This is a genomic window from Nocardia concava NBRC 100430 (genome assembly GCF_000308815.1).
GTDB lineage: Bacteria > Actinomycetota > Actinomycetes > Mycobacteriales > Mycobacteriaceae > Nocardia > Nocardia concava.
The window spans coordinates 11651-35480 of sequence record NZ_BAFX01000190.1 but is presented as its reverse complement, the minus strand read 5'-3'; the positions used below and the strand labels follow the sequence as shown (position 1 = coordinate 35480).

Annotated in this window: 25 protein-coding genes and 1 pseudogene; 17 read left to right on the top strand and 9 right to left on the bottom strand. The window is 67.5% G+C overall.

The genetic code is table 11. From position 1 onward, the window contains the following. Positions 1-339, top strand: a 339-nt coding sequence (locus ON43_RS37235; protein ID WP_040815135.1) for a pentapeptide repeat-containing protein, incomplete at its 5' end; no start/stop codon positions are given. A 130-nt stretch (positions 340-469) separates the two neighbouring features. On the opposite strand, the gene ON43_RS37230 is transcribed toward ON43_RS37235, so the two are convergent. Together ON43_RS37230 and ON43_RS43090 are read right to left on the bottom strand one after the other, a co-directional pair. Next, complete coding sequence (locus tag ON43_RS37230; RefSeq protein ID WP_245568934.1) at positions 470-1990, bottom strand: bifunctional aminoglycoside phosphotransferase/ATP-binding protein; 1521 nt, start codon at positions 1988-1990, stop codon at positions 470-472. Further along, positions 1987-2886 carry a universal stress protein gene (locus ON43_RS43090; RefSeq protein ID WP_051179798.1) on the bottom strand — a complete coding sequence of 300 codons (900 nt, stop codon included), beginning with the start codon at positions 2884-2886 and terminating at the stop codon, positions 1987-1989. The genes ON43_RS37230 and ON43_RS43090 overlap by 4 nt, the downstream gene beginning before the upstream one ends. Positions 2887-3056: 170 nt before the next feature. On the opposite strand from ON43_RS43090, the gene ON43_RS37220 reads away from it, so the two are divergent. The 9 genes from ON43_RS37220 (at position 3057) to ON43_RS37180 (ending at position 10654) form a co-directional block, all read left to right on the top strand. Then, positions 3057-4019 carry a 1-phosphofructokinase family hexose kinase gene (locus ON43_RS37220; protein WP_040815332.1) on the top strand — a complete coding sequence of 321 codons (963 nt, stop codon included), beginning with the start codon at positions 3057-3059 and terminating at the stop codon, positions 4017-4019. 16 nt (positions 4020-4035) lie between these two features. Next, positions 4036-4668, top strand: a complete 633-nt coding sequence (locus ON43_RS37215; protein WP_063712705.1) for a flavodoxin domain-containing protein — start codon at positions 4036-4038, stop codon at positions 4666-4668. Positions 4669-4784: 116 nt separating this feature from the next. After that, complete coding sequence (locus ON43_RS37210; protein WP_051179796.1) at positions 4785-5699, top strand: universal stress protein; 915 nt, start codon at positions 4785-4787, stop codon at positions 5697-5699. Beyond that, positions 5699-6286, top strand: a complete 588-nt coding sequence (locus ON43_RS43085) for an Rv1733c family protein (RefSeq protein ID WP_051179794.1) — start codon at positions 5699-5701, stop codon at positions 6284-6286. Before ON43_RS37210 ends, ON43_RS43085 begins: the two co-directional genes overlap by 1 nt. Before the next feature lie 25 nt (positions 6287-6311). After that, positions 6312-7211: a universal stress protein gene (locus tag ON43_RS37200; protein WP_051179792.1), complete on the top strand. Its 900-nt coding sequence runs from the start codon at positions 6312-6314 to the stop codon at positions 7209-7211. Positions 7212-7338: 127 nt separating this feature from the next. After that, positions 7339-8232, top strand: coding sequence for an ABC transporter ATP-binding protein (locus tag ON43_RS37195; protein WP_040815331.1), 894 nt, complete (start codon positions 7339-7341; stop codon positions 8230-8232). Next, a complete protein-coding gene (locus ON43_RS37190; protein WP_040815330.1) occupies positions 8232-9026 on the top strand; it encodes an efflux permease Rv1217c-related protein in 795 nt (264 codons plus the stop codon). Before ON43_RS37195 ends, ON43_RS37190 begins: the two co-directional genes overlap by 1 nt. A gap of 80 nt (positions 9027-9106) precedes the next feature. Then, positions 9107-9580, top strand: a complete 474-nt coding sequence (locus ON43_RS37185; RefSeq protein WP_040815329.1) for a pyridoxamine 5'-phosphate oxidase family protein — start codon at positions 9107-9109, stop codon at positions 9578-9580. 150 nt (positions 9581-9730) lie between these two features. Further along, positions 9731-10654: a universal stress protein gene (locus ON43_RS37180; RefSeq protein WP_040815327.1), complete on the top strand. Its 924-nt coding sequence runs from the start codon at positions 9731-9733 to the stop codon at positions 10652-10654. A gap of 72 nt (positions 10655-10726) precedes the next feature. Here the strand turns inward: ON43_RS37180 and ON43_RS37175 are convergent, their stop codons facing one another. Both ON43_RS37175 and ON43_RS37170 read right to left on the bottom strand, forming a co-directional pair. Further along, positions 10727-11686 carry an acyl-ACP desaturase gene (locus tag ON43_RS37175; RefSeq protein ID WP_040815325.1) on the bottom strand — a complete coding sequence of 320 codons (960 nt, stop codon included), beginning with the start codon at positions 11684-11686 and terminating at the stop codon, positions 10727-10729. A 111-nt stretch (positions 11687-11797) separates the two neighbouring features. After that, a complete protein-coding gene (locus ON43_RS37170) occupies positions 11798-12793 on the bottom strand; it encodes an Acg family FMN-binding oxidoreductase (protein ID WP_051179790.1) in 996 nt (331 codons plus the stop codon). A gap of 184 nt (positions 12794-12977) precedes the next feature. Between ON43_RS37170 and ON43_RS37165 the strand changes: the two genes are divergently transcribed. The 4 genes and pseudogenes from ON43_RS37165 (at position 12978) to ON43_RS37155 (ending at position 15993) form a co-directional block, all read left to right on the top strand. Then, positions 12978-13238, top strand: a complete 261-nt coding sequence (locus tag ON43_RS37165; RefSeq protein WP_040815323.1) for a hypothetical protein — start codon at positions 12978-12980, stop codon at positions 13236-13238. Positions 13239-13382: 144 nt separating this feature from the next. Continuing rightward, positions 13383-13982, top strand: a pseudogene (locus ON43_RS46555) (flavin monoamine oxidase family protein); the annotation flags it as partial. Positions 13983-14040: 58 nt separating this feature from the next. Then, the gene (locus ON43_RS46550) at positions 14041-15183 is read left to right on the top strand and encodes a flavin monoamine oxidase family protein (RefSeq protein ID WP_245568932.1); all 1143 of its coding nucleotides are present in this window, start codon (positions 14041-14043) and stop codon (positions 15181-15183) included. A 117-nt stretch (positions 15184-15300) separates the two neighbouring features. Further along, positions 15301-15993 (top strand): response regulator, encoded by a 693-nt coding sequence (locus ON43_RS37155; RefSeq protein WP_051179789.1) that lies wholly within the window; start codon positions 15301-15303, stop codon positions 15991-15993. A gap of 8 nt (positions 15994-16001) precedes the next feature. Here the strand turns inward: ON43_RS37155 and ON43_RS37150 are convergent, their stop codons facing one another. The 4 genes from ON43_RS37150 to ON43_RS37135 are packed head-to-tail and all read right to left on the bottom strand — an operon-like array spanning position 16002 to position 18553. After that, a complete protein-coding gene (locus tag ON43_RS37150; RefSeq protein WP_040815320.1) occupies positions 16002-16685 on the bottom strand; it encodes an NUDIX domain-containing protein in 684 nt (227 codons plus the stop codon). Continuing rightward, positions 16682-17563, bottom strand: coding sequence for an SDR family oxidoreductase (locus tag ON43_RS37145; protein ID WP_040815318.1), 882 nt, complete (start codon positions 17561-17563; stop codon positions 16682-16684). The genes ON43_RS37150 and ON43_RS37145 overlap by 4 nt, the downstream gene beginning before the upstream one ends. Beyond that, entirely contained in the window at positions 17560-17973 is a 414-nt protein-coding gene (locus ON43_RS37140; protein WP_040815316.1) for a hypothetical protein, read from the bottom strand. Before ON43_RS37140 ends, ON43_RS37145 begins: the two co-directional genes overlap by 4 nt. A 55-nt stretch (positions 17974-18028) precedes the next feature. Beyond that, on the bottom strand, positions 18029-18553 hold the full coding sequence (locus tag ON43_RS37135; protein ID WP_040815314.1) for a MarR family winged helix-turn-helix transcriptional regulator: 525 nt from the start codon (positions 18551-18553) through the stop codon (positions 18029-18031). Between the two features lie 406 nt (positions 18554-18959). Between ON43_RS37135 and ON43_RS44145 the strand changes: the two genes are divergently transcribed. The 3 genes from ON43_RS44145 to ON43_RS37120 all read left to right on the top strand — a co-directional run bounded on the left by ON43_RS44145 (position 18960) and on the right by ON43_RS37120 (position 22388). Beyond that, positions 18960-19874, top strand: coding sequence for an NPCBM/NEW2 domain-containing protein (locus ON43_RS44145; protein ID WP_157514339.1), 915 nt, complete (start codon positions 18960-18962; stop codon positions 19872-19874). A gap of 119 nt (positions 19875-19993) precedes the next feature. Further along, positions 19994-20539 carry a hypothetical protein gene (locus ON43_RS37125; protein WP_157514338.1) on the top strand — a complete coding sequence of 182 codons (546 nt, stop codon included), beginning with the start codon at positions 19994-19996 and terminating at the stop codon, positions 20537-20539. A gap of 217 nt (positions 20540-20756) precedes the next feature. Then, positions 20757-22388, top strand: a complete 1632-nt coding sequence (locus ON43_RS37120; RefSeq protein WP_040815309.1) for an ABC-F family ATP-binding cassette domain-containing protein — start codon at positions 20757-20759, stop codon at positions 22386-22388. Here the strand turns inward: ON43_RS37120 and ON43_RS37115 are convergent. Beyond that, positions 22372-23823 (bottom strand): amidase, encoded by a 1452-nt coding sequence (locus ON43_RS37115; protein ID WP_040815307.1) that lies wholly within the window; start codon positions 23821-23823, stop codon positions 22372-22374. The two genes, ON43_RS37120 and ON43_RS37115, sit on opposite strands and share 17 nt — an antisense overlap. Positions 23824-23830 lie beyond the last annotated feature (7 nt).

Below are 23830 nucleotides of genomic sequence, written 5' to 3'. Positions count from 1 at the left end.
TTCTTGGAGACACCCAGTTTCGTGCTCGCGGAGTTTGACGGCAATGTCGATTTCAGTGGCGCAACCTTCGATTGGGTCAGCTTCCAGCACGCCCGCTTCTCCGGCGCGGTCGATTTCACGGGAGTGAAGTTCGGCGTCGTCACTGACTTCAGCGAGACAAGATTCAGCGGTCCCGTCGACTTCGGACGCGCGAGGTTCTCCGGCACAGTCAATTTCCAGCGCGCATCCATAACCGCTGTCGCGGACTTCACCGACACGCAGTTCCAGGGCGCTATCGATCTCCGGGGCAGCGAATTCGCCAATCCCATCGGCTTCCCGCCGGGCGACGCTGGTAGGTAGACAGCTGATCTGAGCGTGCCCGCTCATCGGCATGAGCGTGCGTTGGGAAGTCCGGGCATTTATCGAATCACGATCGGCAGGCCGTTGGCTTGGCTCGGGCTTGACGATTTAGAGGTCAGCCGCAAGACGCTCACTGGACACGGCTTGCAGGATGTGGGTGGGGATTCGGGTTGTGCCATGCCCGTATTGCCAGGGCGAGGGTGTCCTCGATCGGTGCGGTGGTGTCGAGGACGGTGGCGGAGGGGCAGGGAGATGGGTTGGCGGCCATGGCGATCGCGATGTCGGCGGTGGCCTCGGAATCGCCGGGGCGGCGGTTGCGGATGCGCTCGGCGGCCAGGTCCGGAGGGCATTCGCAGCGGAGGGTGATCAGGTCGGTGTGGGTGTCGATGGCGAGCAGGGTGGCGCGGGCGCGTTCGGTGATATCGGTCCAGGCGGCGTCCAGGATCACCGAGACGCCGCGGGTCAGGCGCTCGCGGGCCAGGTCGCGCATCCGTGCGTATACCCGGGCCTTCGCTTCGGGGGTGTAGGCGCCGGCGCCGAAGATGCCTGCGGGACCGGTGATTTCTCCGGAACGGCGCAGTTGTGCGCGGACGGTGTCGCTGGAGATCAGCTCCGCGCCGGTCTCGTGGGCCAAAGCCGTTGCGACGGTGGACTTCCCGGTGCCCGGCAGGCCGCCGACCAGCGCCAGGCGCACCGCGCCCGATTCCAGGTGTCGTAACGCGAGATCCACGTGGCGGCGGGCGTGTTCGGCGTATTCCGGTTCGCCCTGTGCCGCGCGAATGCGATCGGTCTTCGCGCGGACGGTGGCCCGGTAGGCGAGATAGTGGTGGCGCAGCGAGGCCGGTGGGTTGTCGTCGGCGGCGCGCAGATAGTCGTCGAGGAACCGGCGGGAAAGCTCTGTGCGGCTCCGGAATTCGAGATCCATGGCTAGGAAGGCGGCATCGTCGAGGCCGTCGACATGGCGCAGATCGTCGTCGAAATCGAGGCAGTCGAGGATCCGGAATCCATCGGGGAGGGCGAAGATGTCCTCGGTCAGCAGGTCGCCGTGGCCGTCGATGATCCGCCCGGCCGCGATGCGTTCCGCCAGCAGAGGTGCCCGACCGTCGACGAAGCGCCGGGCCAGCAGTTCGACCCGGGCGACGAGCGCGGGATCGAGCTCGGCGGCGGGCTGGGATCGCAAGCCGTCCAGCAGAATTCGCCACCGCGTCCGCAGCGCGTCCGGCCTTCCCGCCCGGTCGATCACCGGACTGTGCGCCGCGTTGCGATGGAACTGGGCCAGCACCTGGGCCAACTCCGCGAGCTGGACGTGCCCGATCTCGCCCTTGGCCACCAGCGTGCCCAGCCGGCGCGAATCGGGCATGCGGCGCATGACCAGAACCGGTTCGGACGGACCTCCCAACGGATCGGTCAGGTACGCCATCCCGAGATACACATCCGAGGCCCAGCGGCGGTTCAGGGCCAGTTCGCGCCGCAGCGCACGGTTCCTCGCCTCGGGAGTGGAGAAGTCCAGAAAGTCGGTGGCGATGGGCTTCTTCAATTTATAGGCGCGGTCACCGAACAAGACGACGAGACCGCTGTGCGTCTCTCGCAACTCGGGCGAAAGGCTCTGCAGGACAGCGTTATCGGTGGAACGCTCGGTCGCTGCGGTCATCGGTTGCTCGCCTCGGATCGGGGGAGCGATGCGGGCTCGTCGCGCAGCACGAGCACCGGGCAGGACGAATGACAGACGAGATCTTGGGTCGGTCGCCGGAGCCGCGCGGGCGCGAGCTCGTCCACGTGGTGGGTGACCACGATCAGTTGAACCAAGGCGCTGAAACGCTCGATCGCGGTGACCACGTCGCCGACCACGGTCACCGGCCGGAACGCCACATCGGGGAAATCCTGCTGGCAGTGCCGGATCTGGGCATCGGACACCAGCGGCTCGGCGGCCGCCCAATCCGAGATCCCGGACCATGGCCGCCCGGGCCAGACCCGAGCCACGATCAGGTCGGTGCCGCGGTCGTGCGCGGCCCGTAACGCCGCCGACAGCGCCGGTTTCGCGGACGCCCAATCGGACACCACCACCAGGACACTGCCGCGCGCCGCAGCCGCCGGACGCACCAGCGCCACCGGACACCGCGCCTCCCGGGTGACGGTCAGCGCGGTGGAGCCCAGCACCATATGGGAGAAGAACCCGATCTCCGTGGAGCCCAGGACGATCAGTTCGGCCGACCACGACAGGTCGAGCAGGACCTGATCGGCTTGCCCGCGGCGAACCTCGACGGCGATCTCGAGCAGTTCCTCGTCGGCGCCGGCGTCTCGAGCGAGCACGGCACGGCGAGCCTTCTCGAGCGCGGCGACGGCCTGCCGATACCGGCCGCCGCCGGGCCGGAAGGCGGGCTTGTCGACCGCGGGCACGATCGCGACCAACCGCAGCGGGACCCGGCGGGCCGCAGCCTCCGCCGCGGCCCACTCGGCGGCCCGCAGCGCCGCCGGCGAGCCATCGATTCCGGCGATCACCGGCCGCGAGCGCGCGGACAGGCTCGCCGGGGAGACGTTCGCATCCATGTCTCCAGCGTTGCCCGCGCTCGCCCCCCGCGGACAGAGGACTTCGGTCCTTCCCGAGACGACCACGGTCCCGCCCAACCGCTACCCGAGGCTCTACCGGCACGCCGGTCGCCCGAGTGAAATCAGCTGCGTCAGAACCTCTTTCCATCCGGCACACGAGGCGGTAGCCGATGTCGATCGTGACGTTGACGATGAACCCGGCGATCGACATCGCCACCACGGCCGCGCACATCCAGCCGACCGATAAGACCCGCTGCACCGCACCGAGATTCGATCCGGGCGGCGGTGGCATCAATGTCGCGCGGACGGTCGCCGCGCTGGGGGAGCGGGTGACCGCGGTATTCCCCGCCGGCGGCCCGCCGGGAAGATTGCTCGAGGACCTGGTTCGCGACGCCGGGATTCCGATGCGGCCGGTCCCCGTGGCCGAGCCCACGCGGGAGAGCTTCGCGGTCACCGCCACCGATACCGGCGACCAATATCGTTTCGTCCTGCGCGGCCCGCGGCTGACCGCGCCCGAAGTCCATCGCTGCCTCGTCGAAGTCGAGAGGGCCGCACGGGACTGCCGATATGTGGTCGCCAGCGGCAGTCTGCCCCCGGGTGTGCCGCCGACCTTCTACCAGAGTCTGGCGGATCTGCTGGACGACCTCGGCGTGCCGCTGGTGCTCGACACCTCCGGACCCGCGCTGCGAGCCGTCCGCCGGGGCGTCTACCTGATCAAGCCGAGTGTGCGGGAGCTCGCGGAATTCGCCGGCCACCCGCTCCCGGATCGGTCATCCCGGGTCGCGGCGGCACGCCTGCTCATCGAGCGAGGGATGTGCGACAACGTCGTGGTGTCGATGGGATCCGGTGGCACCCTTGCCGTCACCCGGGATCGGGATCGGCTGTTCGCGGCGATCGAGGTTCCGGTACGCAGCGGCATCGGGGCCGGCGACGCCCAAGTCGGCGGGATCGTGGCGGGCCTGTCCCGGGGGTACTCGCTCGACGCCGCGGTGTGCCTGGGTATCGCCGCCGCGACCGCGGCCCTGGCCACGCCGGGCACCGGCCCGGGGCGGGCCGACCGTATCGCGGAACTGTTCCAGCAGTTCTCCTCACGCCCGCCACGAGGTCGCGGGCAGTTCGCAGTACCGAAGTGACGCAAAGGAATACATCATGAAAGGTCGAATCCTGGTCGCCTACGCGACCCGCTACGGCGCGACCCGGGAGATCGCCGCCGTCGCCGCGGCCACGCTGCGCGAGCGGGGACTCGAGGTGGACTGCCGGGCCATGCGCGACCTGTCCGACATCGGCGACTACCGCGGCATCGTGCTGGGCGCGCCGTTCTATTACGGCCGCTGGCCGCGCGAGGCGCGCGGATTCCTGGACCGATTCGGCCCGGTGCTCGCGCACCGCGATGTCGCGGTCTTCGCGACCGGCCGGATCGAACCGAGCCGCACCGAACCCGAAAGCCGTTCCCAGCTGGACGCGTTGCTCGAACGCTACAGCTGGCTGAGGCCCTTCGCCGCCACGCTGTTCGGCGGCCGCTGGGATCCCGACCGGCTGCGAGACGTCGACCGCTGGATGCGCCGACTTCCCGGCTCACCCCTGCATCGGCTGCCCGCGACGGATTTCCGGGACTGGGACGCCATCGGCGCCTGGGCCGGCCATGTGGCCACGGCGCTCCTTGCCGCGGCAGCGCAACCGAAACCGGCCGTCCCCGAACCGACCCGGGTCTCCCGCACCGGCGCGACGCTGGCCTCCATCCGCAACTACCTGTCCGACCAGCAGTTGCCGCGGCGCCCCTAGGGGTCGCGCGGCCCGGAAATCGGAGCCTCACGGCCCGCGCGGACCGTGACATAGGTCTCTGGGACGCGAACCGCCGCCGCGCGATGCTCGATACGTCATCCCGACCAGGAGGAACCATGTCGGAATCCACTGTCCCTCAAACGGATTCGAACACACGGCCCATCGTGGTCGGCGTGGACGGCTCGCCGAACTCCTTCCAGGCCGTGGCCTGGGCCGCGGTCGAAGCCGAATTGCACCGTTGCCCATTGCATATCGTCACCGCCTACGGCGCCGAGTCCACCATCGAGCCGTGGACCGCCCAGGGCATCGCCGAACGCGAGGCAACGCGCGCCGAGGCCCTGCGCGTACTGGCCGAGGCCGGGCGGATCGCCCATCACGCCGCACCGCAGAACACCATCTCCGTCACCAGTGAAGCGGTGGGCGAGTCCGCACTGGCGGCGCTCATCGCGCGATCCGCCCGAGCCCGGATGACGGTGGTGGGCAACCGCGGTCGCGGCGCGATTCGCCGAGCCCTGCTCGGCTCGGTGAGCGCGGGACTGGCACGGCGCGCCCACAGCCCGGTGGCCGTCGTGCACGGCGAACCGGACCTGCACCGAACCGACGCGGACAAGCCCGTGGTGGTCGGCGTGGACGGCAGCGGAAACAGCGCGGCCGCCGTGCGACTGGCCTTCGACGAGGCGTCACGTCGCAAGGTGCCGTTGATCGCGGTTCATGCCTGGCGTGACTCCAGCGGCTTCGACCTCGAGGTCATCGGCTGGGACGCGATCCGTGAGCGTGAAGATCGCGCGCTCGCCGACCAGCTCGCCGACCTGGCCGAGGAGTTCCCCGACGTGAGCGTTCAGCGCCGCATCACCGGCGACACCCCCGCCCGCGCCCTGCTCGAATCCGCCGACGGCGCACAGCTGCTCGTGGTCGGAGCGCGCGGACGCGGCGGCTTCGCGGGCATCGCGCTCGGTTCGGTCAGCACCGCTCTGCTGCACGGCGCGAACTGCCCGGTACTGGTGGCGCGCACACCGGAAGAGGTCGGCTGATGGCGCCGAAATCGACTCTCGCGCTGCGGTTGTGGCGAATGCGCCCTTGGAGCACGAATCCGCTGATGCGCGGATCCCACCGCTGCGAGGCGCTGCTGCGCGCCTTCGTCGTCGCCGGTCTGCTGTTCATGGTTCCGGTCGCGGGCGCGATCGGGAGCACGACCTACACCCGTAGCGCCGAGCACATCCAGACCGACAACGCCGCGAAGGTCCGGGTGCCGGCCACGGCGGTCACCGATGCCACCCGGGTCCCGTCCTCCAGCCCGTACCACAGCGCCCGCTATGAGGCGACGGTGCGCTGGACCGGCGGGGACACGGCGTCCACCGCGGCCGTCGATGTCGACCCCGCGACGAAAGCCGGTGCCGTGGTGCAGATCTGGGTCGGCCCCAATGGTAAGCCGACCCGCCCGCCCGATCAGCCGGACACCGCCGTCCTCGACGGCGTCGGCCTCGGTCTGATGGTCCTGCTGCTGTCGGGTACCTCGGCGATCGCCCTGCTGTGGGTTGTCGAACTGCTGCTGAACAGCGTGCACAACCGGCAGTGGGAAACCGAGTGGCGGCGGGTATCGCGCCCGATAGGAACCTGAACTCAACTACCGCGAGGAGTACGTCGTGACCGAACAGGCCACCACCCAGCGTCCGCTCAACCCGCCGATCGTCGTCGCCACCGACGGTTCGGCCATCTCCTACCAGGCAGTGGCGTGGGCGGCCGCCGAGGCCGCCCTGCACGGCGCGCCACTGCGGATCGTCACCTCGATCGCGGTCCAGGTCGGATACGGACCCGTGCCCGTGCTGTCCGATGCCGATCTCGAGTACCTGCGCCGTGACGGCGAGCGTGTCACGACCGAGGCCGCGCGCGTGGCGCGGGTCGCGGCTCCCGATGCCGCCCTGTCCATCTCGGCCGACGCGACCCTCGAGCCGATCGTCCCGCATCTGCTCGACAGCTCCCGGCAGGCCCGCACCGTCGTCGTCGGCAGCCGGGGCCGAGGTGCGTTGCGCCGCGGGCTGTTCGGCTCGGTGAGCGCCGCCGTCACCCAGCACGCGCACTGCCCGGTCGCTGTCGTTCCGGGCTCGGCGGGCCTCGACCCCCTTGCCACGGAGAAGCCGGTGGTCGTCGGTGTCGACGGCACCCCGAACAGCATGCCCGCCATCGAAATCGCCTTCCAGGAAGCGTCATTGCGCAAGGTCGGTCTGACGGCCGTGCACGCCTGGAGCGACGTCACCGGCTACTACCTGCCCGCCCCGGGCTGGGACTCCGTGCGCGAGCAGGAAGCCGAACTGTTCGACGAACGCCTCGCCGGTTTCGGCGAACGCTATCCCGACGTCCCCGTCGAACGAACCCTGGTGATGGACAGGCCGGCCCGAGCCCTGCTCGAGGAAGCCGAGAACGCCCAGTTGCTCGTGGTCGGCAGCCACGGCCGCGGCGGATTCACCGGAATGCTGCTCGGCTCCACCGCGAACACCGTGCTGCACAGCGCCGAGTGCCCGACATTGATCGTTCGTGCCGTCTGATGTGCCGTAGTGGTACCCGGGCCATCTCGGGCGGCCGACCCGTGCCGGTGCGTGAGGTGACTTTCGGCCGTCCTGGTCGATCCGCTGGTCTCTGCCGAATCCGTTCACGCAGGCGGAGTCTGGGCATATGCAGCCGATGATCGCGATGCGGGATCTGACCAAGCTCTACGGTCGCGTACCCGCGCTGGACGACGTCAGCCTCGAGGTGCCGCCGGGGGTCGTCTTCGGGTATCTGGGACCCAACGGCGCCGGGAAGACGACGACCATTCGCATGCTGGTGGGGCTGATGCGCCCGAGCCGCGGCTCGGTGGCCGTCGCCGGAGCCGACCTGGTGCGTGAGCGCTCGGCGGCCCAACGGCATATCGGGTATCTCCCAGGGCAATTCGTCGCCTACCAGGACCTCACGGCGGAGGAGTATCTGCGCTATCTGGCCCGGCTGCGCGGCGGCGTGGATCCGGCGGTGCTGGCCCGGCTGGTCGACCGGATGGATCTGGACACCTCCGCGCGGATCGGGGCGATGTCGCACGGGAACCGGCAGAAGGTCGGCATCGTGCAGGCGTTCATGGCCGAGCCGGACCTGCTGGTGCTCGACGAGCCGACGCAGGGATTGGATCCGCTGGTCCAGCGGGAATTCCTGGACATGCTGCGGGAAGTCCGGGCGGCCGGCCGCACGGTATTCCTGTCCTCACACGTGCTGTCGGAGGTCCAGGCGGTGGCCGACACGGTCGCGATCCTGCGGCACGGGCGGCTGGTCGAGGTGCGTTCGGTGGCCGAGCTGACCGCGCAGTCGCTGCGGCGGCTGGACCTGACTTTCGGTGGGCAGCCGCCGGATTCGGAGCTGCTGCGGGCGGTCGGGGGAGTGCGATCGGTGAAAAGCGATGATCACGTGGTGCATGTCGAAGTGGACGGGACGACGGCGGAGCTGTTGAAGTTCGTCGCGGCTTACGGGGTGGTCGACATCGTCAGTCACGAACCCGATCTCGAGGACGTCTTTCTCACCTACTACGGGCAGGATCGCTGATGTTCGCCACCGTGTATCTGAAGTGCCTGCGCGATCAGCGCCGCGGGTTGATCGGCTGGAGTATCGGCATTGTCGCGCTGGTGCTGCTGGAATCGGCGCTGTGGCCGTCGATCTCGAACATCTCGGGCCTGAAGCAGATGTTGGACGGCTATCCGGAATCGCTGCGCAAGCTCTTCGCCATCGACGAATTCACCAGCGGCACCGGGTTTCTGAACACCGAACTGTTCAGCATGATGCTGCCCATCCTGTTCCTCGTGTTCGCGGTCTCGCGCGGGGCCCGGGCGGTCGCCGGCGAGGAGGAAGCCGGGACACTCGAGGTGCTGCTGATCACCCGCGTGACACCGATGCGGCTGCTCCTGGAACAGGCTGCGGTCCTGCTCACCGGGCTGACGGTGCTGGGCACAGTCCTTTTCGCCGCCGTCGTCGGCTGCTCGGCGGCCTTCGGCATGCACGTCGGCATCGGCGCGGCCGCGACCGGCTCACTGGCGATGATCGCGCTGGCCGCGCCGTTCGGCGGACTGGCCCTGGCCCTCGGAGCCGCCACGGGCCGCCGCCTCGTCGCGCTCGCCGCCGCGAGTGTCGCCGCGGTGGGCGCCTACGTGCTGTACGCGGCGTCGAAAATCGTCGAGGCCGTGCGGCCGTGGGGTCCCTGGTCGCCGTTCGAGCAGGCGCTGGCGAACGGTCCGATGGGCAGCGGACCGCACCGGGGTTATGTGTGGCTCGCCCTGATCGCATTCGCGTTCGTGGCGGCCGCGTTGCCGCTGTTCGACCGCCGGGATATCGGCGGCGTCTGAGTCCATCGGGATCGTCGAGGACATTTGCCTCTGTCGAGCACGGCGATTCGCGTGGTGCTATGGGGTAGAGAAGGCATCCGATGACGGGAGGTTCGGAGATGGATGGCTTCGACGCCGGCGAACCCGCGCGCAGCATGGTGAATCTGACGCGGGACGAGTCGCTGCGCCTGCTGGCGGGTGTGCCGTTCGGGCGGGTCGTGTTCAGCCGTGACGCCTTGCCCGCGATCCGGCCGGTGAATCACATCGTCGACGGTGAGCTCGTGGTGATCCGCAGCCGTCTGAGCTCCCGGCTCACCTCCGCCGTACGGGCGGACTCCGAAGTGGTGGTCGCCTACGAGGCCGACGAGATCGACTACGCGAACCGTCTGGGGTGGTCGGTCGTGGTCACCGGAATCGCGCGCACGGTCACCGATCCCATGCAGATCGCCCGCTACAACCGGGTATTGCGGCCCTGGATCGACGGACTCATGGACACGATCGTCGCTATCGAGCCGACCCTGGTCACCGGCGTCCGGCTGGTCGAGCGCGGCGCGGTCGAGGCCGAGGCGAGCTGACCGAGCGCGACGGCATCCGGCCCGCGCGCACGCGGCCTTTGGGCCTTCGGTCCGGGGACGATCGGCCGCAGTGCCCGGCACCCGCTGATCCATACCGTGAGAGTGGGCGGTGATCCGCCGCCCACGGAATCACATCGCCGGGAGCTGACAATGACCGAGCACGAATATGACGACCCGCACCACCTGGCATCCGCGGGAGTGGTTGTGGGAGTGGACGGTTCGCCGGGATCGGACATCGCCGTGCGCTGGGCGGCCGACCTCGCGGCGAGCCGGGATCGGGAGCTGCAGCTGATCCACGGTCTCGATCTGGTGGGCACCAGTGCGATCGTGGGCCCGTACGCGGTGGTGACCCCGGCGGTGATCGATGCGGTTCGGGGGAAGGGCCGGGAGGTGATCCGCCACGCGCGCGAGATCGCTCAGGCCGCGCACCCGGATCTGCGGGTGAGCGAGCATCTCTACAACGACTCGTCAGCCGGGCTGCTGACCGACCTCAGCGCGACGGCCTACGCCGTGGTGATCGGCGCGACCGGAAACGCCGGAACCCTCGCCCATCTGGGCTCGACACTGCTGTCGGTGACCGCGCACGCCAGCGGCAATGTGATCGTCGTGCGCCCGGATCCCGAGGCGGACAACGCGGTTCATGCTTCCGGGCCCGTGGTGGTCGGCATCGATTGCGGCCCGGTCAGCGAACCGGCCATCGCCGCCGCCTTCGCCGAGGCGTCCGAACGCGGCGCGAACCTGGTGGCCGTGCACATCTGGAGCGACTGGAGTGCGGGCATATTCGCCGGTGACCAGGGGATGCCGGCCCTCGACGACGTCGAGACCGTGGAGGAATCGGTACTCTCCGAACGGCTGGCCGGATGGCAGGAGAAGTACCCGGACGTCAGCGTGATCCGCCGCGTCTACGTCAGCAACCCGGCCGCGCAGCTGCAGGAATGGTCCAAGCTCGCCCAGCTGATCGTGGTCGGCAATCGCGGCCGCGGCGGCTTCGTCGGCCTGCTGCTGGGTTCCACCGCGCACTCGCTGGTGCAGCACGCGCACTGCCCGGTGATGGTCGTGCACGCGGACGAATGAGTAACCGGTGACCGGTGATCCGACCGGTCGCGCTTCGCGGGCCGGGCGGATCACCGCCCGGCCCGCGGGCATTCAGACCCGGGCGCGCTCGCGGGCCAAGGCGCGGTCGCGCTGCTCTTCGAAGCGGGGGATCTGCACCTGCTCGAGATTGTGCAGATAGGCGACCAGCCGTTCCCGTGCTTGTTCACCGCGCGGTCCGAAATCGTTGCGGCCCAAGATATTCCAATGCCGTAGCACCGGCAGCAGCACGTCCTCGTAATGCTGGCGCAGGTCGTAGACGCCGTGCTTGGCCATCAAGACGCCGTTGCGGCGGAAGTTGGGCATACCGGCGCCCGGCATCCGGAAGTTCCGCACGATCAGATCGATCGCCTCCATCGCCTGGTCGGGGACCAGATCCAGGGCGGCGCCGCAGAGCGTGCGGTAGAAGATCATGTGCAGGTTCTCGTCGAGAGCCAGCCGCTGCATGATGCTGTCGGCGATCGGATCGTCACAGAACTGCGCGGTATTGCGGTGGCTGATACGGGTGGCGAGTTCCTGGAAGCTGACATAGGCCACCGAATACAGGAATCCGGCGTGCGCCGCGGCGGTGGCCGGATCCACCGGTGCGGCGAAACCCTGTGTCATGTGCGCCATCCGGTCGTTCTCCAGCGCGACCGGGTCGACGCCGCGGGTCACCACCAGGTAGTCGCGCAGCACGACGCTGTGCCGGTTCTCCTCGGCGGTCCAGCGGCCCACCCAGGTGCCCCAGGCGCCGTCGCGGGAGAAGTTCTCGGCGATCTCGCGGTGGTAGGAGGGCAGATTGTCCTCGGTGAGCAGGTTGGTGACCAGCGCCGCCTTGGCGACCTCGTTGAGCCGGGATTGGTCGGGGTCCCAGTCGGTTCCGCCCAGCCGCGCGAAATTGCGGCCGTCGTCCCAGGGTACGTAGTCGTGCGGATGCCAATCCTTGAACACCGACAGGTGCCGATCCAGCGCCTGCCCGGCAGTCGGTTCGAGTTCGACGAGGATCTCGCGTTGCGTCAGCTCGCGTACCACGGAGGTTGTCCGCCTTCCTGTCCGATGAATGGGCCGTGCCCACGGTTGCGCGCCGCGGCGGGCTGGAACAGGGCCCAAGGTCCCCATCGGAAAGGGATTTCGATCTCGCGTTCAGCGGACGGTCAAGAAGTCCTGGATCGGCCGGCGCGGCGTGGGGACCCAAGGATCGCGGTCGGGAGCGGTGCCGATGCGAATCACCAACTGCGGCTGACGGGTCGCACGGATGAGGCCGGTCAGCATCTTCCGCCCGCCGGGCAGTTCGGTGATGTGGGTGAGGGCACAGGTGGACAAGCCCAGCGCGGTGCATTCGAGCAGCACCGCCGAGAGCGCCTCGCCGGTGCTCAGCCAGTCGGTCGCGGTGTCGTATTCGGTGCTGAGCACGACCAGGCGGGCATGATCCTCGGTCGTCTCGGGGCGGCGCAGGGAATGCGGGGCGGAGGGGAACGTACGCCCGACATCGACTCGCGCGGCCTCGGCGTCGGATGGCAGCACCTCGGGCGGCACTCCTTCGGCTGTCCCCGAATGTCCTGTCCACCAGCCGATCTCGGCCTGGTACATCATGTCGTGATGACGCAACGCGGTGGCGTGCTCGGCCGCGGCTGTCAGACGCGGACGCACGTTCTCGGCGAGGGCGTCCAGATCCACGTAGTGCGGGGAGGCGAGCATACGCAGGCGTCGCAGCACCTCGTCGAAATGCTCGGGCGGTTCCATGGGCAGCCGGTCGGTGTGCCGACTGGTCATGGCGGCGGCTCGCGTGTAGAGACCCGGCGGTGGCGAATCCCAAGGCCGGAAACGGATTTCGGCCAGATGCTCCGGCTCGGCGGAGTTCGGGAACCGCACCGTATCGGTGTGCCAGCCGCGCGCGCCGAACGCGGTGCGCGCATGGTGCAACATTGCGCCACAGCTGATGATCATCTGCCGGCCATGCGGATCGGCGACGGTGAGCAGCCGGTCCGAATCGCTGTAGAGGTGCAGGACATCACCGTCGAACACCCAGCGCCACGGCTGAGTGTTGTGCACCGACGGCGCACGCGAGGCCCGCCGCATCGCCTCCAGCATCGTGTGGCGGTCCGGGATCGCGACAGAGGGACTGTTCATGGCGGTCATGACTTCAGTGTTCGCGCCGGCAAGATCACCGAGCAGGGCCCGACGTCCCGCACAGTCGTGACCTTCGACCGCGATCAACCGACCAGCAACGATCCGGCGCCGTGTCCGTGTCGGCCCCTGGTGCCCGTGGCGAAAGGTCTTTCGGCTCTGCTGTGATGTCGGACCCTTCGAGCACCCTGTATGCGTGATCAAGAATCATGCTGCCGCGCAGCCGGAGCGGACCATCGAGCCGCGCATGTTCGAGCTGACGGTCGAGCGGCTATGCCTCGAGTTCGGCGGCCGACAGCCACGCCCGCAGGTCGAATCGGTGTTGCGCTGGAGCTTGTCCGACCTGGCCGGCACTCCCGTCGGCGCCCTACCCGAACTCGGCGAACGTCTTGCTCGGCAACGACTCTCGGAAAACTCCGTCGCCCCTGGCATTGACGCGGCGCTGGCCGTTGCCTGACCCCAGTCGAGGGACAGAAATCCTTGGCCGGTTGTGTTGGCGTGTATGCGGCTATGTTTGCTAAGTATTTGCTATAACTCCTGCTAGTGCTGTCGCCACCTTCTCCTCTGGCTGGTTTTTCGGACTGGAAGGACTCGCAGGGGCATGTCGGAACGGACTGTTGGGCGGCGTGGGTTCCTCATCTCTGCCGGTGCCCTTGCGGTCGGCGCTGCCGTCGATGGTCTTCGCGGGCCGGTCGCGTCCGCGTTGCCGGCGTCGAGTACCGGTGGCGCGCGCGATGCCTGCGAGGAGTTGGCTCGTGAGATGCTGCAGGTCGGTGACGGCGGCTCCGATCTGACCTTGGACTATCTGAAGATCCTCATCGATCAGGGGCTGCCGAAGGCCGCCGGCTCGAAGCGGATCGTGGTTGTCGGTGCGGGTCCGGCCGGATTGGCGACCGCGTGGCTGTTGAAGAACGCCGGGCACGAGGTGACGGTGCTGGAGGCGAACAGCAATCGGACCGGTGGGCGGGTCAAGACCTTTCGCGGTCGGTTCGAGGACAAGCGGTTGTACGCCGAGGCCGGGGCGATGCGATTGCCCGACAGTCACCCGCTGGTGCTGGCCTTCTGCGACAAGCTCGGGGTGAAGCGCCGACCGTTCTACAACGCCGATGTGTTGCCCCGACACGCCGAGTCCCGCTTCCGCGCCTGCGATTTCGTACAAGTCGTTCACCGGCGAAACCTGGACCAATCACAATGGCGGTCCCGAATATCGCCTCCCGGCCGCAGCCGGGCACACCTTGATCCGCGTCAACGGAGACCGGGTGACCCGCGCCGAGTACGCGGCGAATCCGACTCGGATCAACAAGGGTTTCGGTGGCGCGTCCTTTTCCACGACGACTCGCGCGGCCCTGGACGCGGCAGTCGGCAAATACGCGGTACCCGCCGATCAGCCGATCGACAAACAGATCACCGCCTGGACCAGGTTGTTCACCGAATACGAACCGTTGTCGACACTCGAGTTCCTGCATCGCCAGGGATGGGAGCTACCCCAGATTCAGGCCGTCGGCACGCTCGAGAACCTGACGTCCCGGCTGCATTACGGCGTGATCCCGATGCTCGTCGACCATGCGCTGATCCGGCCGGACGCGACGTACTGGGAGCTCGAGGGCGGCACCGCCACGCTGACCGACACGCTGTCCACGGCACTCGGGTCGGTGATCCGGATGGGTCGGCGGATGACCCGGCTCGAACAAAGCGATACCGGGGTCCGGATCACCACTGTCGGCGAGTACGACCAGGATGACGTCCCCACCGGCGTCCCCGATTCCACCCAAACCATCGACGCCGACTATGCGGTGGTCGCGATTCCGTTGAGCGCCATCCGTTTCTGTGAGTTCGATCCACCGCTGTCGTATGCGAAGCGCCGCGCGGTCACCGCCACACACCAGGATGCCGCGACAAAAGTGTTGCTGGAGTTCAAGACTCGATTCTGGGAACAAGGCGAGCACGGCTTCCGGGGCGGCGGCTGCGTCACCGACAACCCGAATCGATTCACCTACTTTCCCTCTCATGTCGACGCGTCCGACGGCGGCGACCAGCCACCCGGCGGCGTTGTGCTGGCCAGCTACACCTGGTCCGACGATGCCATGCGCTGGGACTCGCTCACCCAGGACGAACGCGTGGAGCACGCGCTGCACGGGATGGCGGACCTCTTCGGCAGCGACCAGGTCCACCGCGAGTTCACCGGGGTCGGGCTCTCACAAAGCTGGATGCAAGCCCACTACGCCCTCGGCGAGGCCGCCATCCCCATGCCCAATCAGCTGAGCGAACTGCATCACGCGACCCGCACCGTCGAAGGCCGAGTGCATTTCGCGGGCGATCACACCACCCTCAAGCCCGCATGGATCGCGGGCGCGCTCGAAAGCGCCGTCCGCGCCGCGTCGGAGGTGCACGCCCGGCGCTGATGGTCCGCCGGCTATCCGCCCGAGAACCGAGCGTAGGGCTTTTCAAGGGCGAAAGTCCTTGCCCGCGATGGCTCACGGCACGATGCCGCAAACGGGTGGAAGGTGGATCGTGAAGCCATGACCATCACGCACACCACCACGGCCAGGCCGGACCTGCCAGCAACTACACCGCGTCCGGTGCGTGTGGTTCTCGTCGACCGGGACCGCACCGTCCGCGACGCCATCGCCGATCTACTCGAAATCGACCCGACGATCGCGGTCGTCGGAGAAGCCGACACCGTCCACGGCGCCCTCGTGCTAGTGTCCGATCTGGCCCCGGATGTGGTCATCCTCGATCCCCGCCTGTCCGACGGCGACGGCTTGCGGATCTGCCGAAACCTCAAGGCCGCCAACGCTCTTACCCGCTGCCTGATCCTGGCCTCGCAGGTCGAACCCGAGGCGATGCTCGACGCGGTCCATGCGGGCGCGGCGGGATACATGATCAAAGACCTCACCGAACTGGCCCTCGGCGACGCGGTCAAGGCCATCGCGGCCGGGAAATCGCGCCTCGACAGCCACTCGACACCGGTCCTGATGCACGAGTTCCGCCGCCGCCACGGCGACCAACGCGCACTGCTCACCAGTTTGACGACCATGGAGATGACCATCCTGCTGTTGCTTGCCGAAGGCTTGACCAACAAGCAGATCGCCAGCCGGATGTTCTTCACCGAGAACACCGTCCGCACCTACATCGCCCGGCTCATGCGCAAACTCGGCATCGACAACCCCGGCCGGGCCGGTGCGTACGCGGCACAACTTCGGGATACGTAACCCCGAGTTCAGTGCGCGCCGTCGTTGACGGACGCGTGTGGGCGGAACGGTCCGTCGAGTGCGGCCCATTGCAGCAGCATGATGGTTTTGGCGTCGGCGATGTCGCCGGTGCGGATCATGCTGAGTGCGTCGTCGAAGGGGATTTCCACGGTCTGGATGTCCTCGCCCTCGCTGGCGATGCCGTGGATGTCGGAGGTGGTGCGGGTGTTGTCGTAGGGGGCGGCGAAGAAGTGTAGGCGCTCGGTGACCGAGCCGGGGCTCATGTAGACCTGGAAGACCGGCTCTGGCTTGCCGATTCGGTGGCCGGTTTCTTCTTGTGCTTCGCGGCGGATCGCCTCGTGCGGGGCGTCGCCGTCCAGGAGTCCGGCCGCGGTTTCCAGCAGCATGCCGTCGGGGTGGCCGTTGACGTAGGCAGGCAGCCGGAACTGGCGGGTGAGTAGGACGGTTCGGTTCTCGATGTTGTAGAGCAGGATGGTCGCGCCGTCGCCGCGGTCGTAGGTTTCGCGCTGTTCGCGGCTCCAGTGGCCATCGCTGTGCTGGTAGTCGAAGGTGGTGTTGCGCAACACGTACCAGTGGCACGAGAGCACCTCCACATCGCGAATGCGGACCCGGGGGTTGCCGGTGAGATCGCGCCCCTGCCGATCCAGACCCGTGCGCCCACGGCGATCCGGAGTGTCGATGCCGGGGATCATCGGGTCACCGGCTCGAGCTGGGTGAATGCGTCGAGGTTTTCGGACAGAAATGACTCCAGTGTGCGCGGTGGTCTACCCAGGATGTTGGCCACCATATCGGTCGGCCGTTCGGGATTTGTGGCGGCCAGGCGTTGGATTTCGACGATGTGATCAGCCAGCCAGTCCGGCATACCCGACCGTTCGATGAGTTCGGCGCGGAAATCGCTGGGCGGCAGATCGATATAGCGGATCGGGACGTCGATTAGCGTGCCCAGCTGGTCGGCGAGCTGAGGGTAGCTGTAGGTCTGTGATCCGGTGAGAGTGTAAGTGCCTCCGGCGATTTCACTGCGGGTGAGGGCTGCGGCCGCGACGTCGGCGATGTCGCGGCAGTCGATGTAGTTGCAAGCGGCTGTGCCCATGGTTCCGGTGATGATGCGGTGCTCCGCGACCTGGGGTGCGAGCAGCAGCAGTTTCTGCATGAACGCGTAAGGACGCAGGATGGTATGGGTCATGCCCGAACCCCGCAACGCTTCCTCGATCGCGTAGTGCCACCGCGCGATGGCCACCGGCGAGTCCGCCGCAGCGGTGGGGGCGGAGAGCTTCACGACGTGGCCGATGCCGCGCTCGGCGGCGATTTCGATTGCCCGGGTTTCGAGTTCGACCTGGTCCGGGCTGTTGGCCATGGTCAAGAACAGCTGTGTCGCGCCCCAGAACGCGGCGCGCAGCGAATCGGGATCCCGCGCGTCTGCCTGGCGTACGTCGACACCCGCCCGAGCGAATACCTTCCCGTGCAATCGATTCGGCTCTCGGCTCAGGGCCCGGCAGGGGACTCCCGAGTCCGCGAGGCGCCGCAGCAAGGCGCTGCCGGTCGCGCCGGTCGCGCCCATGATGACGATCATTGAACTTCCTTCCGACGGATCGAGGCCCAGCGCCACACGACGATCGTGGAAGCCACGGCCGTGGCGAGGGGGACATCGAGGCGAATACGCTCACCGAACCACGGTGTGCGGGTGAGTAATTGGGCTGCTATGGCCGCGAGGGCGGTCGTAGAGAGACCGAACCCGGCCGCGAGGGCAGCGGGTGCGGCAGTCGGCAGCCAGGCGATGCGGGATCCGCGGTGCCGCAACCAAAGTCCGAGCGCGAAGGCGACGACGGCGGAGGTGCCCGCGATCGAGGTTGGCGCGGCGAGCATCAGCTCGGGCTGCCGGGTGATCAATCCGCCCGCTTCCGCCGACAGCGCCGGTGCCAGATAGGCGAACAGGACCTCACGCCACAGCGCGAATCGCGGCGGCGCGTTCGCTACACGCATTTAATTAGCCTCCTAACTATAGGGGCAGAGAAGAGTGCTTCCAAGGCGTGTGTGTTCAGTCCGCGGACAGCGTGCCGATACCTTGGCCGACGCGTTCGAGGAGATCGAGGAAGGTGGCACGCTCAGCGGGAGTAAGTGCTCCGGCCATCGCCTGTAAACGGCCGAAATGCTCGGGAGCCATTTCCCGCAACTTCTGTGCACCGCGTGCGGTGAGTACGACCATCACGCTGCGTCCGTCCTCCGCGGACGCGCGGCGACACGCCAATCCTTGCTGCTCGAGGCTGGCGATAAGCCCCGTCACCGTCGCCCGAGTCACCCCGAGAACGCCCGCCAAATGCGACGGCGACAACTCACCATCGGCATCCTCCAGCGCGGCCAGCAACCGATAACGCCCCGTAGACAACCCGAACCGCGCGAAGTGCGCCTCGGACGCCTTGGCGAGACTGGCTCCCGTAGCGAGCAGCCGAACCGCGACCAACACCACCTGCGGGTCGACATCGCCTTCGAGCCCATACCGCCGGATCTGCGAGCGAGCCTGGTCCAGCGTGGGTGCCTGAAGCGCCTCGAGATCCGATCCCATGAAGATACTATGGCACCTAACTAACTGGCCGTCAAAGCCGAATGACCCAAGTGTGGTCGACTGCAGCTTGTGCTCACCGAACTGGTCGAGACTGCTTCCGGCGCTACCTGAGGCCAGGCGACATCAGCATCTGTCTCGAGCTGTGTGCAGACCGACTCACCACCGCCCCCTGTCATGTCTGGACAGCAATCTCCACGAATCGGATTGTGTCCCTTGATCGATACGACATCTGCTGCGGCGCAGGGGCTGTAAACCATTCGCGGATAAGTTCGAATTGGCTTCGCGGGGAACGCTTTATCTAATCTCTGCCTATCATGGATAGTCGGCGCTTCCTAAAAGTGGTGTTGGCGAGGACAAGCAGTTCGGACTGGACGGCTGGATCGTGTCAGAGGTTACTCTCGATTGATTGACGCAACTGGTCCGCAATCGGCTGGTGGAGTTTAGCCTCCATCGTGTGAACGAAGACCTCCGTTCCGGCGGGCATGAACCCCAAGGGCGCATCGAGGCGCGGGCCGAACTCAGCGGTCAGCGACAGGCTGACCAAAACGAGACGTACACGCACCGGGTTCGGTCCAAGACCGATTTCGGCTTTTTCCAGCGCGAAGCGGAGAAGGCTCGCCAGGGTACCAAGGAGACACGAAGCAATCGGCGGTATACGCTGGTCGGCGGTCTTGTGGTCGTCGGGCTGGTAGCCGGGATCCTGGTGTTCACGCTGTGGCCCGGGCGAGGTAGTGACAACTCCGATTCGGAGAATATGCAGGCCACAAAGTCCCTGTTCCCGGTGCTGGTGAGTCCGTCGGCAAACGCGGTTCCATCCTCCAATCCAACTACGCCGCGCGCCTCCGTCAGTGAGACTTCTATAGTCGCCCCGCGGGTTTCAGGTCCGATTTGGTACAAGCTGACCCAATTGCGGGCGGTCACCTGGAATAACGGCTTCGACCTTGTCGATCCCGTGCGGATCGGTGCGGAGTCGTTTCCGGCCAGCATCGTCGGCAACTATCAGTCGAGCGCGTCCGATCAGAACAACAAGGCGGTCTGGGCGATTGGCGGACAGTGCAGCGAGTTCAAAGCCTGGATCGGCAAGAACACTGACTCCGGAAACTCGGGCATCGGGTCGGGGCGCTTCGTCATCCTGGGCGACGGCGGTCGTGAACTGTACTCGGAGACAAGGGGACCGACCGATCCGGCGCTGTTGGTAGACATCAACATCGCTGGAGTTACCCGTCTCACTATTTACGACACCCGTGGTGGACAGGATATGGCCAACGCGTGGGGAAGTCTCCAGATTCTGTGCGCCGGGTCCCCGGGGCCGGCGCGATGAACGGGCCAGGGCCCACGCTGCCTACGGGAAAGGGCCCCAACGGTAACGGCGACATCGCCGGTCACAGGCGTTCGGAATTCTGGACGATGGTCGGTGGTCTGGCCGGGGTGCTGGGAGTGATGGCCACAGTGATCTTCGGGTTTGTGCAGTGTTCGAAACCCGGGCCTGCGGCGACAGCGAGCACCAGTCAATCGCCGCCGGTTCCGGCCGCGTTCCCCGCCGCTCCGTCCTTCGTTGCGTCCTCGACGCCGCGGAATACGTCGAGGGTGTCGCCGTCTCCGACCGGGACGGCCCCAACCGTGCGGGGCGTAGACAAGGTTGAGATCGCAACCGACGCAATCTACTCCCCGACACGCGTCGGGCCTGATCTGTACCAACTCGACACGTATCGGGAGTTCGTCGGCGTGATAATCAGCTGGAAAACATTCGTGGATTCGGCGCCGCTGACTCAGAGCAAATGCACGGTGTACGGGAAAGTCAGCAATGAATCCGGCCACAGTTACGTATTCCGGAGCAGCAACTGCAGTGACAACGGCGCACAACTCGACCACAAAGACGACATCCACGAAGCCGGGACGTACACGATCGCGATCACGGTCACGCCCGACGGTGGAGCGCCGATCACGGCTCAGACGACGGTGACCGTTCTGGCTCCCGGTCAATAGAGTCGGTGTACGACAGCCTCGGGCAAATGAGATACGTCGTGGTCGAGGGCGCAATGACGATGCTGACCCTGCGTGGCGGCGGGGGTGACGTACCTGACCATGGGCCTGACCTCGGGGTCCCTGGCGGCTGGGATAAAATCGGTGGTTCTTGTGTGTTCATGCGACGCACAATCGCTTGTTGACCGATCCGTACCCTGCTGCACCCGAGGAGACGCTTGTGATCACCGCGACCGACCTGGAGGTCCGGGCCGGAGTCCGCACCCTGCTTACCGCCCCCGGTTCGGGGCTGCGGGTGCAGGCCGGTGATCGGATCGGGCTGGTGGGGCGCAATGGCGCGGGGAAGACTACGACGTTGCGGATTCTGGCCGGTGAGGGGGAACCTTACGCGGGCAAGGTCATTCGGTCGGGTGAAATCGGTTATTTGCCGCAGGATCCGAAGGAAGGCAACCTCGACATCCTCGCCAAGGATCGGGTGCTTTCGGCGCGTGGGCTGGATTCGCTGCTGCGGGAGATGGAGAAGCAGCAGGCGTTGATGGCCGAGGTGGCCGATGAGAAGGAGCGCGACAAGGCCATCCGGAAGTACGGGCGGCTGGAGGAGCGGTTCTCGGCGCTGGGCGGGTATGTGGCCGAGAGCGAGGCGGCGCGGATCTGCAATAGCCTGGCCCTGCCCGATCGGGTGCTCAACCAGCAGCTGAAGACCCTCTCCGGTGGTCAGCGTCGTCGAATCGAGTTGGCGCGCATTCTGTTCAGCGCCTCGGACGGCAGCGGCGGCAAGTCCGACACCACGCTGCTGCTCGACGAGCCCACCAACCACCTCGACGCCGACTCGATCAACTGGCTGCGCGGCTTCCTGCAGAACCACGACGGCGGGCTCATCGTCATCTCCCACGATGTCGATCTGCTCAATGACGTGGTCAACAAGGTGTGGTTCCTCGACGCGGTGCGCGGCGAGGCCGACATCTACAACATGGGTTGGAAGAAGTACCTCGACGCCCGCGCCACCGACGAGCAGCGGCGTGTGCGCGAGCGCGCCAATGCCGAGAAGAAGGCGTCCGCGCTCAAGCAGCAGGCCGCCAAGCTCGGTGCCAAGGCCACCAAAGCCGCTGCGGCACACCAGATGGTCAAGCGCGCCGAGCGCATGCTCAACGAGGTCGACGATATCCGCGTGGCCGACAAGGTGGCGCGCATCAAGTTCCCCGAGCCCGCGCCCTGCGGCAAGACGCCGCTGATGGCCACCAACCTGACCAAGCTCTACGGGTCGCTCGAGATCTTCACCGGCGTGAACCTGGCCATCGACAAGGGCAGCCGCGTGGTGATCCTGGGCCTCAACGGCGCCGGTAAGACCACCATGCTGCGCCTGCTGGCCGGCGTGGAGACCCTGACCGCCGGGCAGATCGATCCGGGCCGCGGCCTGAAGATCGGCTACTTCGCGCAGGAGCACGACACCCTCGACGATCAGGCCACGGTCTGGGAGAACATCCGCCACGCCGCCCCCGACGCGGGCGAACAGGACCTGCGCGGCCTGCTCGGCGCGTTCATGTTCTCCGGCCCGCAGCTCGACCAGCCCGCGGGCACGCTCTCCGGTGGTGAGAAGACCCGTCTGGCCCTGGCCGGTCTGGTCTCCTCGGCCGCCAACGTCCTGCTCCTCGACGAGCCCACCAACAACCTGGACCCGGTCTCCCGTGAGCAGGTCCTCGACGCGCTGCGCAGCTACGCGGGCGCGGTCGTGCTGGTGACCCACGATCCGGGCGCCGCCGAGGCACTGAACCCGGAGCGGGTCATCATGCTGCCCGACGGCACCGAGGACCACTGGTCGCAGGACTACCTGGAGCTCATCCAGCTGGCGTGACGCGCGCCGGAACGGGTGCGTCGGCCAGGATCGGCGGACGCACCGCACCGTGGCGGGTGGCCTGCTCGAAGGCGTGGCCAACCTCGAGGACCAGTCGGTCCGCACCGTGCGGGCCGACGATCTGGATCCCGACCGGCAGCCCGTCCGCGGTGAAACCGGCGGGCACCGACAGTGCCGGGCAGCCGGTCGCACTGATGAAATACGCCGACCGCATCCACGCGAGGTAGTCGGCGACGGGCTCGCCGTCGACTGCTTCCGGGTATTCGAGGTCGATCGGGAACGGCGGGACCTGGCTGACCGGAAGCACGAGAATGTCGTAGCGGTCGAAGAATTCGCGCATCCGATGAAACAGCGCGGTGTGCGCGAGTTCGGCGGCGGCGATATCGTTGCCGCTGAGCGCGTGCCCGGCCTCGATATTGCGGACCAGCGAGGCTTTGAGCGAATCCCGCTGCGCGAGTAGTGGTCCCAGACCCAGCGCGAACTGCCAGGCGCGCAGGGTGCGGAAAACCTCCTCCGCGCCCGACAGATCCGGGCAGTCCGGTTCGAGGTGTGCCCCGAGCTCGGCGAAAACGCTTGCGGCAGGCTCGATCACCGACCGGACCGCGCGGTCGACCGGGACCGCACCGCCCAGATCCGGCGACCAGGCCACCCGCAGCCCGCACACCTCGCAGTCCAGCGGGGGAGCGAATAGCGCCCCGGGTTCGGACCGGGCGATGGGACTGCGCGGATCCGGACCCGCCAGCACCGACAACAGCAACGCGACATCGGACACCGTGCGTGCCATCGGCCCCTGCACCGCCATCGTCGACCACGCCGCCGGATTCGGCCAGGTCGGCACCCGTCCAGGCGAGGGCCGGAAGCCGACCACATTGCAGAACGAGGCCGGATTGCGCAGGGAGCCACCCATATCGGAGCCGTCGGCGAGCGAGTGCATGCCGCAGGCCAGGGCCGCCGCCGCGCCGCCACTGCTACCGCCCGCCGACCGGTCCAGGTCGTAGGGGTTGCGGGTGGCTCCGAACAGCGTGTTGAAGGTGTGTGAGCCCGCCGCGAATTCGGGCACGTTGGTCTTGCCGAGCGTGATAGCGCCCGCCGCCCTGATTCTTTCGATGATCAGCTCGTCGCGCTCGGGAATATGGTGCGCGAACAGGGGGCTGCCGTGTGTTGTCCGGATTCCAGCGGTGTCGTGGGTGTCCTTGTGCGCCATCGGGATACCGTGCAGCGGGCCGAGATCACCACCCGCGGCAAGCACGGCATCGGCAGCTCGGGCCTGATCCAGCGCCTGCTCGGCGGTCACCGTGACCAACGCGTTGACCCGGGGATTGACCGCCTCGATGCGCTCCAGGTGCGCCTGGACCACTTCGACGGCCGACAGCTCTCCGGCCTGCAGCAGCCGGGCGAGTTCGACGGCGGTGATGAGGCAGATATCGGAAGACATCGGCGCT